This is a genomic window from Arthrobacter sp. TMT4-20 (genome assembly GCF_054510775.1).
In genome coordinates, this window is the sequence record NZ_JBTNDW010000005.1 from 158,155 (window position 1) to 171,582 (window position 13,428).

12 protein-coding genes are annotated in these 13,428 nt (G+C 63.1%); 4 read left to right on the top strand and 8 right to left on the bottom strand.

The window, feature by feature from the left end; genetic code table 11:
• Positions 1 to 42 precede the first annotated feature (42 nt).
• The 8 genes from ACX80Z_RS07020 to ACX80Z_RS07055 all read right to left on the bottom strand — a co-directional run bounded on the left by ACX80Z_RS07020 (position 43) and on the right by ACX80Z_RS07055 (position 9,586).
• Positions 43 to 459 (bottom strand): cytidine deaminase, encoded by a 417-nt coding sequence (locus ACX80Z_RS07020; RefSeq protein ID WP_459315388.1) that lies wholly within the window; start codon positions 457 to 459, stop codon positions 43 to 45.
• Entirely contained in the window at positions 456 to 1,742 is a 1,287-nt protein-coding gene (locus ACX80Z_RS07025; RefSeq protein ID WP_116778916.1) for an ABC transporter permease, read from the bottom strand. Before ACX80Z_RS07025 ends, ACX80Z_RS07020 begins: the two co-directional genes overlap by 4 nt.
• A complete protein-coding gene (locus ACX80Z_RS07030) occupies positions 1,739 to 2,983 on the bottom strand; it encodes an ABC transporter permease (RefSeq protein ID WP_459315389.1) in 1,245 nt (414 codons plus the stop codon). The genes ACX80Z_RS07025 and ACX80Z_RS07030 overlap by 4 nt, the downstream gene beginning before the upstream one ends.
• Complete coding sequence (locus ACX80Z_RS07035; RefSeq protein ID WP_459315390.1) at positions 2,980 to 4,515, bottom strand: ABC transporter ATP-binding protein; 1,536 nt, start codon at positions 4,513 to 4,515, stop codon at positions 2,980 to 2,982. The genes ACX80Z_RS07030 and ACX80Z_RS07035 overlap by 4 nt, the downstream gene beginning before the upstream one ends.
• Positions 4,516 to 4,678: 163 nt before the next feature.
• Positions 4,679 to 5,809, bottom strand: a complete 1,131-nt coding sequence (locus ACX80Z_RS07040) for a BMP family lipoprotein (protein WP_116778913.1) — start codon at positions 5,807 to 5,809, stop codon at positions 4,679 to 4,681.
• 200 nt (positions 5,810 to 6,009) lie between these two features.
• On the bottom strand, positions 6,010 to 7,053 hold the full coding sequence (locus ACX80Z_RS07045) for an LLM class flavin-dependent oxidoreductase (protein ID WP_019483688.1): 1,044 nt from the start codon (positions 7,051 to 7,053) through the stop codon (positions 6,010 to 6,012).
• 100 nt (positions 7,054 to 7,153) lie between these two features.
• Complete coding sequence (locus ACX80Z_RS07050; protein ID WP_459315417.1) at positions 7,154 to 8,299, bottom strand: amidohydrolase; 1,146 nt, start codon at positions 8,297 to 8,299, stop codon at positions 7,154 to 7,156.
• Between the two features lie 147 nt (positions 8,300 to 8,446).
• On the bottom strand, positions 8,447 to 9,586 hold the full coding sequence (locus tag ACX80Z_RS07055; protein WP_019483690.1) for a mannose-1-phosphate guanylyltransferase: 1,140 nt from the start codon (positions 9,584 to 9,586) through the stop codon (positions 8,447 to 8,449).
• Between the two features lie 252 nt (positions 9,587 to 9,838).
• Here ACX80Z_RS07055 and sdhC point away from each other — a divergent pair, with 252 nt between their 5' ends.
• The 4 genes from sdhC (at position 9,839) to ACX80Z_RS07075 (ending at position 13,315) form a co-directional block, all read left to right on the top strand.
• On the top strand, positions 9,839 to 10,216 hold the full coding sequence (sdhC, locus tag ACX80Z_RS07060; RefSeq protein ID WP_083850950.1) for a succinate dehydrogenase, cytochrome b556 subunit: 378 nt from the start codon (positions 9,839 to 9,841) through the stop codon (positions 10,214 to 10,216).
• 3 nt (positions 10,217 to 10,219) lie between these two features.
• The gene (locus tag ACX80Z_RS07065) at positions 10,220 to 10,687 is read left to right on the top strand and encodes a succinate dehydrogenase hydrophobic membrane anchor subunit (protein ID WP_019483692.1); all 468 of its coding nucleotides are present in this window, start codon (positions 10,220 to 10,222) and stop codon (positions 10,685 to 10,687) included.
• A 61-nt stretch (positions 10,688 to 10,748) separates the two neighbouring features.
• Entirely contained in the window at positions 10,749 to 12,527 is a 1,779-nt protein-coding gene (gene sdhA, locus ACX80Z_RS07070) for a succinate dehydrogenase flavoprotein subunit (protein ID WP_019483693.1), read from the top strand.
• Complete coding sequence (locus ACX80Z_RS07075; RefSeq protein ID WP_019483694.1) at positions 12,527 to 13,315, top strand: succinate dehydrogenase iron-sulfur subunit; 789 nt, start codon at positions 12,527 to 12,529, stop codon at positions 13,313 to 13,315. The genes sdhA and ACX80Z_RS07075 overlap by 1 nt, the downstream gene beginning before the upstream one ends.
• Positions 13,316 to 13,428 lie beyond the last annotated feature (113 nt).

Here is a 13,428-nt window from a genome sequence, read left to right on the forward strand (position 1 = left end):
ACTTCATAAGTCTTGGTGGGCATGGGATCCGCTGGGTGAGTTTCAGGCAAGGTGCTCGGGGCCGAACGCGTCGGGGAGCACCTCATCCATGGTCTTGATGCCGCTGACAGTCAGGAGCAACATTCCGGGCGCCCGGAACTCGTACAGGAGCTGCCGGCAGCGCCCGCAGGGCATCAGGGTGTTGCCGTCGCCATCAACACAGCTGAATGCGACGAGCTTGCCGCCGCCGGTCATTTGCAGCTGGCTCACCAGTGAGCACTCAGCGCAGAGGGTCAACCCGTAGGAGGCGTTCTCTACATTGCACCCGGAGACAATACGCCCGTCATCGGTCAGGGCTGCTGCACCGACCGGGAACCTGGAGTACGGCACATAGGCGCGGCGCATCGCTTCGGTTGCGGCCTGGGTGAGCTGGTCCCAGGGAATCCGGTCCGGTTCAGGGGCCGTCGAGGTCACGATCACTCCTTCATGTACGGGGTGCCGCTGGCTGCCGGGGGCCGGGAACGTCCGACGAGTCCAGCGACGGCGAGAATGGTGACAATGTACGGGAGCATGGCCATGAACTGGCTCGGCACTGACGTGCCGACGATGGATAGCACGTACTGCAGGTTGGTGAAGAAGCCGAAGAGGAGTGCTGCGAAGAACGCTCCGATTGGGTTCCACCGCCCGAAGATCAGTGCGGCCAGGGCAATATAGCCGGCGCCCGCCGTCATATCCCTGGAGAAAGCACTCACGGAGACGAGGGTGAAGAAGGCTCCACCGAACCCGGCCACTGCTCCGCCGAGCAACACGTTCCAGAATCGGGTCGAGTTGACCTTGATGCCCATGGTGTCCGCTGCCTGCGGGTGCTCGCCGACGGCCCTCACGCGCAGCCCCCACTTGGTGTGGAAGAGCCCGATGTAGATCACAATCACTGCCACATACATGAGGTAGCCGACGATGCTCTGCTTGAACAGGATCGCACCGATGATCGGAAGTTCGGAGAGTAGCGGGATGCTGATGTCCGGCAAGCTGGGCGGCGAGTTGAACGCGCCGGGGTCGCGGCTCAGGAGAGTCGAGGCGAGGAACCCGGTGAGGCCCGAAACCAGCACGTTCAAAACCACGCCGACAATGATCTGGTTCACGAAATACTTGATGCTGAACACCGCGAGGACCAGGGAAACCATGGTTCCGGCGAAAGCAGCGGCGATCAGCCCCACGTAGGCGTTGCCGGAGATCGAGGCTGCTACTGCCGCCGCAAACGCGCCGGACAGCAGCTGACCCTCGATCGCAATGTTCACTACCCCCACGCGTTCACACAGGACACCCGAGAGGGAGCCGAAGATCAGCGGAATGGCGAGGGTGACCGACCCCGCAATCAGGCCGGACAGCGAGATGCTGGGAGTGTTGGCGCTTCCCACCACCCAGGTGAGGAAACCGATCATGAACAGCACACCGTAGATGATCGGGATCCACTTGTTGAGCTTTCGGCCGTTCCTGACCTGCAGGAACGCGTAGACCGCGAGCAGGGTCAGTGCGACGGCGGTGAACCAACCCACCGCTGTTGCGGGCAACGCGACATCGGCCAGCCGGAACCGGTCCGAATCGTCGGAGATACGGAAGACCGCCGTCTGGGCGGGGCTACCCGCGGCAAACACCAGCAGGGCGACCAGGGCGCCGATACCGAACCCGATGGGCGCTTTCCAGTTCCTCACTGTTGCGCCTGGCGCCTGCTTCTTGGGCCGCGCTTCTGTTGCGGTGCTCACGCCAGGCCTCCAGCTGCAGTTGGGGTGGTGATGTCCTCGGACCGGTCAGGCTTGTTGGACTTCTTTTTCTTCTTTTTCTGGTCGATCCTGAAGATGGCTTTGATCAGGGGCGGCGCCGCAATGAACAGCACGATCAGTGACTGCACCACCAGGACAATGTCGATGGGGGTGCCGGTCTGGGTCTGCATCTGGACCCCGCCGGCGCGGAACGCGCCGAACAGCAACCCGGCGAAGAAGACACCCCAGGGGTGGGACCGGCCCAGCAGCGCGACGGTGATCGCGTCGAAGCCGAAGCTGGCGGCGATACCGCCCGTGAGGACCTTCTCGGTGCCAGCGACCTGGGCGACGCCAGCAAGTCCCGCAAGCCCGCCGGCGAGCATCATGACCACGACGTACCCTTTGGTCACACTGATACCGGCGGTACGGGCGGCGTGCGGGTTGGCGCCGACCGCACGGAGTTCGAACCCGGTGGTTGAGCGGTTCAGCAGCCACCACACGCCGTAGGTCGCGGCAATTGCGACGAGGAAACCGAGATGCAATCGGTAGCCGGATCCCAGGATCAGCGGGAACATTGCCGAGTCATCGAGTCGGGGGCTGATGGGGTTGGACGACCCGGGGTTCTGGAAGGCCGGTGTGAATAGCAGGTAGGCCACCAGGTACACGGCAACATAGTTGAGCATGATGGTGACAATCACCTCGTGGGCACCGGTGCGGGCCTTGAGAATGCCCGGGATGAAACCCCACAGCGCGCCACCAATGAACCCGGCGAGCACTGCTATCAACAGGTGAATACCTGGCGGCAGTTCGAGGGTGAAACCTACCCAGGCCGCGAAGGTCGCGCCGATGATGATCTGGCCCTGGGCACCGATGTTGAACAGTCCGGTGCGGAACGCGATGGCCACGCCGAGGCCGGCGAGGATCAGCGGGGTCGCGACGGTGAGTGTTTCGGTGAATGGCCGGATCGATCCGGCCAAGGTATCGGCACGAGGGTTGAACACGGCGCCCTGGAACAGGGCAATGTAGGCACCGCTGGCCGCTTCCCAGGCCGCCGAAAGCATGTCGCCGGGGCGGCTGAAGAAGTACGACGACGTCTCGGCGACCCGCTCGTCAGTCACTGCGATGAGTAGCCCACCGAGCACGATCGACAGCACTACCGACAGCAGTGCCACCAGTGTGCTTCCGCCCATGAGCCGGTGCAGGACGCTGCGTGAGGCATCGCCGGATTGCGACTGTGAACTCATTTTTTCTCCTTTGCGGACTGGCCAAACGCCTCGTCCGCCGTCATTCCGGCCATCATCAATCCGAGGATGTCACGAGTGGTGTCTCCGGGGACCACACCCATCAGCTTTCCGCGATGCAGCACGGCGATCCGGTCAGCAAGTTCACTGATTTCGTCGAGCTCGGTGGACACGATCATCACCGGGGTGCCGCCGTCGCGCTCCTGGACAATGCGCTTATGCAGGAACTCGATGGAACCGACGTCGACGCCCCGGGTGGGCTGGGAAGCGATGAACAGGTGCAGTGGCCGTGAAAGTTCGCGTGCCAGCACCACCTTTTGCTGGTTTCCGCCGGACAGCGTGCCCACAGCAGAGTCGGCTGACTGGGTACGCACGTCATATTCTTCGATCTTCGCTGTGGCGTTGGCCTGCACCACCGCGGGTTTCATGGCCAGGCCCTTGGCAAAGGGGGGTTCGTTGTACCAGTTGAGGATCAGGTTCTCGGCGACGGAGAAACTCCCGACCAGCCCGTCGACCGTGCGGTCCTCGGGAACGAAGCCGACGCCCTGCCGGATCACCTGGCTGGCTTTCATCCCGATCAGCTCGGTGCCCTTGAGCGTGATTGAGCCGCTGGTATGGGGCTGCAGGCCCATGATCGCTTCGGTCAGTTCGGTCTGCCCATTGCCCTGGACGCCCGCGACGGCAAGGATCTCTCCTTCGGCGATGTCGAACGTGACGTCGTCGACCAGGCGCTGCCCGGTGGCGGACAGGACCGTGAGGTTCCGGACCTGGAAGGTGCGTTCTCCCGGGGTCGCTGGTGCCTTGTTAAGGCTCAGGCTGACCTGGCGGCCGACCATCATGTTCGCGAGGTCGGTGGTGCTGGTGCTCGGTGCAACGCTGCTCACCACCGCGCCGCGGCGGATCACGGTGATCACGTCGGAGACGGCGCGGACCTCCCGCAGCTTGTGCGAGATGAACACAATGGCTGTGCCTGCTGCTTTGAGCTGCCCGATGATTTCAATGAGTTCGTCGGTTTCCTGGGGGGTCAGGACTGCTGTGGGTTCATCGAGGATCAGGATGCTCGCGTTGCGAACGAGGGCCTTGATGATCTCGACCCGCTGCTGGACGCCGACGGGGAGGTCCTCGATCAGGGCGTCGGGGTCGACGTCGAACCCGTACCGTTCGGAGATGTCCCGGATCTTGGCACGGGTTTTCTCCAGATCGAGGATCCCACCGGCGCGGGTGAACTCGTCCCCGAGCGCCACATTCTCGGCGACGGTGAAGACCGGGACCAGCATGAAGTGCTGGTGCACCATGCCGATTCCCGCGGCCATCGCATCGCCCGGACCATTAAAGGTCACTTCCTTGCCGTCGAGCAGAATGCTGCCTTCGGTAGGTTCGTAAAGTCCATAGAGGACATTCATCAGAGTGGACTTGCCTGCGCCATTTTCGCCCAGCAGGCAGTGCACTTCGCCCGGTTTGACGATCAGATCGATGGAGTCGTTGGCCACCAGGGTGCCAAACCTCTTTGTTATTCCCTGCAGTTCGAGCAGCAACGGACTCCAACCACCTGTTCTGGGTCAGGACCAGATAACAGCGGAGGGAGCCGCTGAACTGGTCGATAAGATTTCGCTGGTCACCAGCCTAAACGCAAAACGCGCCACCGGTCCGTGTGCGGTATATCCTCACGCGGAGCGGCGGCGCGTTATGCCGGAGCTGTTACTGCTGTGGGCTGGCTTCAGATTCCACAACGATGTCCCCTGAAATGATGCCGGCTTCGATCTCTTCCAACTCGGCCATCAGTTCCTCGGACACGGCGTCCTCCTGATCGTGGAATGGCGCGAGGGCCACGCCACCGTTTTCCAAGGTGCCAACGTACGGGGTGTTGTCGAAGCTGTCATCAACGTCGGTGCTGATAACCTCTTCAACTGCCTCGCCCATGAGCTTCATGACCGAGGTCAGGATGTACTCGTTACCGGCGTTGACGGTCAGGAATCCGTCGGAGTCAACCCAGATCACCTTGGCGTCGGCGCCGTCGGCGTTGGCTTCCTCGACTGCTTCAATGGTGCCTGCACCAACAGGACCGGCGACCGGCATGATGATGTCGGCGCCTTCGTTGATGAAGTTTTCGGTGTTGGTCTTGCCGTTGGCGAGGGACTCGAAGTCGCCGGTGAAGGTGCCGGTCTGAGCTTCCTTGTCCCAGCCGAGCAGCTGGACGTCGGCGTCCTTCTGCTCGTTGTAGTAGGCAACGCCATCGGCGAAACCGTCCATGAAGATGGTGACGGTTGGGATCTGGATGCCGCCGTAGGTGGCTACAGTTCCGGTCTCGGTGGTGCCAGCGGCCGTGTAGCCAGCGAGGAAGGCGGCCTGGGCCGTGTCGTAGATGATGGGCTTGACGTTCGGCAACTCGATCTGGTTGTCATCGACGATGGCGAAGTTGGTGTCAGGGTTTGCCTCGGCTGCCTCGGCGGTGGTTGCTGAGAGGAGGAATCCGACGGTGACGATCATGTCGCAACCCTCGGTGACCATCGAGTTGACGTTGGGGCCGAAGTCAGTCTCGGCCTGCGACTCGGCCTGGCGGACCTCAATGCCGAGGTTTTCCTGGGCAGCGGTGATGCCCTCGTAGCTGGACTGGTTGAACGACTCGTCGTCGAAACCGCCCTGGTCAGAGACGATGCAACCGGTGTAGTCGATCGAGGCTGCAGTTGCTTCGGCACTCTCATCCGAGCCTGCGGTGTCTTCAGGTGCCGCGCCGCAACCTGCGAGCAGCAGTGCCGAAACACCGAGCATCGCGGCTGAGAGGGCCGTCTTGTTGTTGAGGCGCGTAGTGGTGCGCTGTGAGTTCTTCAAAATTCCTCCAGAAAGAAATGGGCCCCACGGCTGAAGACCTCAATGAGTGACCGCCCGTTACCACGCGAACGTGTGCAGAGCTCTGTTTTCACTGATTTTTCGTAGGCACTGGGCCGTGCCGGGGCCGGCACGATATGAGCATACTCTAGCGGCGTGCCGGCCCCGGCACCTACCAAATCAGGCGACGGAAATCACATTGTTCAGGATTTGTTACCAACGGGTATTGCGTTGGAAACACTCTCGGACCACGCGGCGCTCAGCGCCTCCAACGAGGAGATCCGGGAGGCGACGTCGTACGTGGTTCCGGTGACCATCAGCTCGTTCACCCCAGTGCGCTGGACCAGGTCATCGAGGCGTTGGACCACCTGTGCCGGTGTGCCCACTGCCTTGATGGCCGGGAGATGATCGAGCACCATAAGTTCCTGGTCCGTGAGAACGCGGGCCGCGGCGGCTTCAGGGGAGACGATCGGGCCCAGCTGCCCGGAACGGAGAGCCAACGCCATGATCCGGGCGGGGCCGGCCAGGTATTGAGCTTCCTCCTCGGTGTCGGCGGTGAGCGCCGACGTGGCCAGCATGGAGTGCGGCTCATCGAGGACCGGGGAGGGCTGGAAGTTGGACCGGTAGAGGTTCATGATGGCTGCCGGGTCCTCGTTGCCGAAGTGATGGGCGTAGCTGTACCGGACGCCGAGCATGCCGGCGAGCTGCGCTGAATATCCGCTGGAGCCCAGCAGCCAGACCTCGGGGGAACTGGTTGCCGACGGCGTTGCAACCAGATTCAGCGCCTGATCCGGCGATCGGTGGTCGCCGAGCAGGCTCATTACCTGGAGGACGTGCTGGGGGAACTCTTCCACGCCGAGACCACCGGCTTGCCGCCGCAGCGCCATCGCCGTGGCCTGGTCCGTGCCGGGGGCCCTGCCGATGCCCAGGTCAATCCGGTTCGGGTAGAGCGCTTCGAGCAGCGCGAACTGCTCGGCGACCACAAATGGCGCATGGTTGGGGAGCATCACTCCCCCGGAGCCGAGCCGGATCCGCTCGGTCCTTGACGCCAGATGCGCCATCAGGACGGGCGGGGAGGTGGACGCAACGGCGGGCATGTTGTGGTGTTCGGCAACCCAGAAGCGCCTGAACCCCAACCGGTCGGCTGCCTGCGCAAGGGTGGTGCTGTCGGCTAGTGCCTGCCCGGAGGACTTTCCGACGCCCACTGTGGCGAGATCGAGGACTGACAGGGGCGGACGGGTATTCACTGATGTACTCACATGGGGGTAACCCGCCCCGTACCGGCTCTATTCCGTCCGGCCCCACCACCCGGGATCGATCCCGGGTGGTGGCCCGATCCCAGGGGGCCTAGTACCTCACGCCGCGGATGGCCCGGAGGGCCGCGTTGGCCATCACCCGGACCCCGCAGCTGATGGCGTGTTCATCGGGATTGTAATCGCCACGGTGCAGGTCGTAGGTCTCGCCACCGTGGGTCCGTGTGCCAAGACGCATCATGGCGCCGGGCACTGCCTGGGTCATCCAGGCGAAGTCTTCGCCGCCCATCGACTGCGGGGTGAGCACGACGGCCTCCGGCCCCAGTTCTGCCCGGGCCGCCGCTTCGAGCAGGCCGGTCTCCGCCTCGGTGTTGATGACCGGCGGCACTCCGCGGGTGTGTTCCAGGTGGACGTCGACGCCGAAGGGCGCGGCGATCTGGCGAACGGTACTGTCCAACAGATCACCGGCAGCCTCCCAGGCCTCCCCGTCCAGGCACCTCATGGTGCCGGACATGAAACCGTGGCCGGGGATCGCGTTTGGTGCGCTGCCTGCGTGGATCTGCCCCCAAACCACCGAGACGGCGCTGCGGACGTCGATTCGGCGGGACAGTACGGCTGGAACGTTCACGGCAATGTTCGCCAGCGCGAACACCAGGTCCTCGGTCAGATGGGGGCGTGAGGTGTGCCCGCCCCTCCCGGTGAGCTCCACCCGGACGGTGTCCGACGCGGAGGTGATCGCGCCGATCCGGGTACCCACGAGGCCGACGTCGATGTGGGGATCACAGTGCAACGCAACAATGCGGGGCACATCGGCGAGCACTCCCTGCTCAATGACTTCCAGCGCACCACCGGGCATCATCTCTTCAGCAGGCTGGAAGATGACTCGGATGCGGCCGCCCAGCGGTTCGTCGTCGTGCATTTTCGCCAGGACCAGCGCAACGCCGAGCATCACCGTCGCATGGATGTCGTGCCCGCAGGCGTGGGCGATGCCGGTCGACGCCGAGGCGTACGGCAGCCCTGTCTCTTCAAGTACCGGCAGCGCGTCAATGTCGGCGCGCAGCCCCAAGCGGATGGGGCCTTCACCAATGTCGACGTAGAGGCCCGTATATTCGAGCCGCTGCGGCGCCAACCCTGCCGCCGCCAGGCGTTCGACCAGCTGGTCTGTGGTGCGGTATTCCTTGTGCGAAAGTTCGGGGTGCATGTGCAGATCGCGTCGGAACCGGGTCAGCTCCTCGAGCATGGGGGCAAGCCACACGCCGATGGGAGGGGCTGCTGACGGAACGGGTGGCGCACTGCGGTTGGTTTGCACCACTCCAGCCTAGCCACAGCCGGTCCACACCATAGAACTGTGTGGCAGCATGAAGCGTCCGGATGCACCCCAGTGGAGCTACAGGACGTCGGTTTCGCCGCTGGCGCGCAGGTGCTCGACGGCCTTTTTCACTTCCTGGGCGTGCTCCTTGGTGGTCACGAGCAGGGCATCGGGGGTGTCGACAATAACGACGTCGTCGATTCCGATCAACGCGATCACCCGTTTGGTATCCGAGACGACGATGCCCGAGGCGTTGTCGGAGAACACCCTGGCCCCTTCGCCCATCACGGTCAGCTTGCTGTTTTCGATGGCCGGGTTCAGGCGACCGATGGCGGCGAAGTCCCCGACGTCGTCCCAGCTGAAGTTCCCGGGAATCATTGCGACGTCGCCGGCAGCGGCGGCCGGTTCAGCGACAGCGTAGTCAATGGCGATCTTCGGGAGGGTAGGCCAGACCCGCCGGGCAACCTCGACCCGTGATGGGGTATCCCAGGCCCGGGCAATCTCGGTCAGGCCGGTGTAGAGCTCGGGCTCGTTCGCTTCCAGGTGGCGGAGCATCAGTGCCACCGGGGCGACGAACATCCCGGCGTTCCAGCTGTAATCTCCGGTCTCAAGGTAGCCGCGCGCCACCTCTTCGGAAGGTTTCTCGACGAACTCAATGACGGCGTGGGCGCTGGGCGCACCCTCGATGTGGAGGTTCCTGCCAGCCCTGATGTACCCAAATCCGGTGGCGGGGAGGGTGGGCTTGATTCCAATGGTGACGATATACCCCTGCGCTGCGGTGTGGATCGCCTCGCGGACTGCCTCCTGGAACACCTCGACCGGGGTGATGACCTGGTCGGCTGCGAAAGAGCCCATGATGATCTCGGGGTCACGCTGGTACAGGATCGCTGCAGCAAGGCCGATCGCCGCCGCGGAGTCCTTGGGCTCACTCTCCAGGACCAGATTAGCGTCCTGGATTTCCGGGATTTGCTTCAGAACTGCGCGACGGTGCACCTTCCCGGTGACCACCATGATGCGGTCCCCGGTCAGGGGCCCGAGCCGATCGTAGGTGGCACGGATCAGGGTACTGCCGGATCCGGTCAGGTCGTGCAGGAATTTGGGAGCAGCGGCCCGCGACAGCGGCCAGAGACGCGTCCCGACCCCTCCGGCGGGTATTACGCCGTAGAAACGTCGGAGCGCCTCGTCTGGATTTTGGGCACCAGCCCTTTGCGTAGTCATCGTTTCCACGGTAGTGCACTCCACAAAATTCTCGCGGCTCAACGCGTTCGCGGCGTGCGTTAACCCGGTCGGCGCCTGTCAAGAGGCCCGCCACCATAGCCCCTGTTAAGAATGTCACAGCGTAGGGAAGCCTAAATTGTCTGCGCAGGTGACGGAGCCTACATTAGGATCAAGTGAAGAGTGCTTTCGCATCGGCGTCTTACCTGCGTGGCAGACACGCAAACGCCGGGCGTTGCAGGGGAGGTTATTTCAGTGTCGAAGACACCAGCAGGCACCCTTTATCGCGGCCGTGAAGGCATGTGGTCCTGGGTAGCCCATCGTATTACCGGAGTAGTGATCTTCTTCTTCCTCCTGGTCCATGTGCTTGACACCTCGTTGGTGCGCGTGTCCCCCGAGGCTTATGACGCAGTGATCGAGTCCTATAAGAACCCCATCATGGGCCTGGGCGAACTTGGGTTGGTAGCAGCGATCGTGTTCCACGCGTTCAATGGTCTGCGCGTCATCCTGATCGACTTCTGGAAAAAAGGCCCCAAGTATCAGCGTCAGCTGCTCTGGGGCGTCGTCGGGCTGTGGGCAGTCACCATGGTCGCGTTCTCCATCCGTCATCTCGCGGTTGTCTTCGGAGGTTAAGCCATGACTAACCCAGTAATTGAAAGTCCCCGCTCGGGACGCGTTGCGCCCGAGTACACGCGCACTGGTGCCAGCAAGGGCAACTTTGAAATGGTGGCCTGGCTGTTTATGCGGGTCTCCGGCGTCATCCTGGTGGTGCTGATCTTCGTCCACCTGTGGACCTCGCTGATCGACGGCGACGGCATCAAGGGTGTCGACTTCGGCTTCGTCGCAGGCAAGTGGGCAAGTCCCATCTGGCAGATCTGGGACCTGGTGATGCTGTGGCTGGCCATGCTGCACGGCACCAACGGTGTACGCACCATCATCAACGACTACGCCGAGAAGGACTCCACCCGGTTCTGGCTCAAGAGCGTTCTTTACGCCTCCACCGTCGTTATCATCGTGCTCGGCACCCTGGTGATCTTCACCTTCGATCCGTGCCCCGTGATCGACGGCGTGGCGCATGTAGCGCCATACTGCCCGGCCCCGTAGGGCTCTCGACGCTTCCGGCCGCCGGCGCGGCCGTTCGGTAACAACAGAAAGAACAACACGTATGCAGGTCCACAAGTACGACGTCGTAATCGTGGGTGCCGGCGGCGCCGGTATGCGCGCCGCCATCGAATCCGGTCAGCGCGCGAAGACGGCAGTACTGACCAAGCTGTACCCGACCCGCTCCCACACTGGCGCGGCGCAGGGTGGCATGTGCGCGGCCCTGGCGAACGTTGAGGAAGACAACTGGGAATGGCACACCTTCGACACCGTCAAGGGTGGCGATTATCTGGTTGACCAGGACGCTGCGGAGGTAATGGCAAAAGAAGCCATTGACGCCGTGCTCGACCTTGAAAAGATGGGCCTGCCGTTCAACCGCACACCCGAAGGCCGGATCGACCAGCGTCGCTTCGGCGGTCATACCCGTGACCACGGCAAGGCCCCCGTCCGCCGGTCCTGCTACGCGGCTGACCGCACCGGTCACATGATCCTCCAGACGCTCTACCAAAACTGTGTCAAGCACAACGTCGAGTTCTACAACGAGTACTACGTCCTCGACCTCCTGACCGTTCAGGAGGAAGTGACTGTCGACGGCGTGACCAAGCTGCAGACCAGGGTTGCCGGAGTTGTCTCCTACGATCTGGCCACGGGCGAGCTGCACGTGTTTCAGGCCAAGTCGATCATCTTCGCCTCCGGCGGCGTCGGCAAGGTCTACAAGACCACCTCCAACGCGCACACCCTGACCGGTGACGGCATGGGCATCGCCTTCCGCCGCGGTATCCCCCTGGAAGACATGGAGTTCTTCCAGTTCCACCCGACCGGTCTGGCCGGTCTGGGCATCCTGCTCTCGGAGGCTGCCCGCGGCGAGGGCGCGATCCTGCGTAACTCGGAGGGTGAGCGCTTCATGGAGCGCTACGCCCCCACCATCAAGGACCTGGCACCCCGCGACATTGTGGCCCGTTCCATGGCCAACGAGGTGCGGGAAGGCCGCGGTTGCGGCCCCAACAAGGATTACGTCCTGTTGGACCTCACCCACCTGGAACCCGCTCACATTGATGCCAAGCTTCCGGACATCACCGAGTTCGCGCGGACCTATTTGGGTGTGGAACCGTACACCGAGCCGGTCCCCGTGTTCCCCACGGCCCACTACGCGATGGGTGGCATCCCCACCAACATCAAGGCGGAGGTGCTGCAGGACAACGACACCGTGGTGCCGGGCCTGTACGCCGCCGGTGAAGTGGCGTGTGTGTCGGTGCACGGCTCGAACCGCCTGGGCACCAACTCGCTGCTGGACATCAACGTGTTCGGTAAGCGTGCCGGGATCTACGCGGCCGAATACGCGCTGACCGCCGACTTCATCGAAATCCCCGAGAACCCCCTCACGGAAACGCAGTCGCTGCTGGACACGATGCGCAGCTCCGAGGGTGGCGAACGGGTGGCGCAGATCCGCAAGGAATTGCAGGACATCATGGACGCCAATGTCCAGGTATTCCGCACCGAGGAGACCCTGCTGGAGGCACTCAGCGTCATCGATGGTCTCGAAGAGCGGTACAAGCACGTCACCGTCCAGGACAAGGGCAAGCGTTTCAACCTTGACCTGCTGGAAGCCGTCGAGCTGGGTTTCCTGCTCGACATGGCCAAGGTCATGACCGCCGCTGCCTTGCACCGGAAGGAATCCCGCGGGGGCCACTTCCGCGAAGATTTCCCCGAGCGGGACGACGAGAACTACATGACCCACTCGATGGCATACAAAGATCCAACGGCCACCGAAACATCCGGCGTGCGTCTGAAGACCAAGCCGGTTGTCTTTACCCGTTACCAGCCCATGGAGCGTAAGTACTAATGAGCACCGAAACAGTCGAAAGAGAACCAGCCTCCAAAATCGAGCTCGCGCCGGGAATCGGCGGCGGCGGAGAAATTCCGACGTTCGACATCACGCTCAAGGTCCGCCGGTACAACCCCGAGGTCTCGGACGAGGCCCACTGGGACGAGTGGAACCTCACCATGTACGGCACGGACCGCGTGCTCGATGCCCTTCACAAGGTCAAGTGGGAGCATGACGGCACGGTAACCTTCCGGCGCTCCTGCGCCCATGGGGTCTGCGGCTCCGACGCCATGCGGATCAACGGCCGTAACCGGTTGGCCTGCAAGACCCTGCTGAAGGATCTCGACACGTCGAAGCCCATCCTGGTGGAACCCATCAAGGGCCTCCCCGTGGAGAAGGATCTGATTGTCGACATGGAACCGTTCTTCCAGTCATTCCGTGAGGTCATGCCGTTTCTGGTCAACCGCGGCCACGAGCCCACCAAGGAGCGTCTGCAGTCCTCCGAGGAGCGCGAACGCTTCGACGACACCACCAAGTGCATCCTGTGCGCCGCGTGCACCTCGTCCTGCCCGGTCTTCTGGACCGATGGCCAGTACTTTGGCCCAGCAGCGATCGTGAACGCCCACCGGTTCATCTTCGACTCGCGCGACGATGCCGGCGACATGCGCCTCGAGATCCTGAATGACAAGGAAGGTGTGTGGCGGTGCCGCACCACGTTCAACTGCACCGAAGCCTGCCCCCGTGGCATTCAGGTCACCAAGGCCATCGCTGAGGTCAAGCAGGCCATTCTGAGCCGCAAGATCTAGTTGGTCACCTCCCGCATTATGCGGTGATCGTCGACGTCGGCCCGGTCGCGCTACCCAGCGTGACCGGGCCGACGTTTCTGGTTAACGGGGCCTCCTCCCCCGTCGCAGGCTCG

Excerpts from the sequence above, each read along its gene's own strand:
- ACX80Z_RS07030 (WP_459315389.1), bottom strand. The coding sequence starts at position 2,983 with ATGAGTTCACAGTCGCAATCCGGCGATGCCTCACGCAGCGTCCTGCAC.
- ACX80Z_RS07050 (WP_459315417.1), bottom strand. The coding sequence starts at position 8,299 with ATGCTCGAGGAGCTGACCCGGTTCCGACGCGATCTGCACATGCACCCC.
- ACX80Z_RS07055 (WP_019483690.1), bottom strand. The coding sequence starts at position 9,586 with ATGACTACGCAAAGGGCTGGTGCCCAAAATCCAGACGAGGCGCTCCGA.
- ACX80Z_RS07065 (WP_019483692.1), top strand. The coding sequence starts at position 10,220 with ATGACTAACCCAGTAATTGAAAGTCCCCGCTCGGGACGCGTTGCGCCC.
- sdhA (WP_019483693.1), top strand. The coding sequence starts at position 10,749 with ATGCAGGTCCACAAGTACGACGTCGTAATCGTGGGTGCCGGCGGCGCC.
- ACX80Z_RS07075 (WP_019483694.1), top strand. The coding sequence starts at position 12,527 with ATGAGCACCGAAACAGTCGAAAGAGAACCAGCCTCCAAAATCGAGCTC.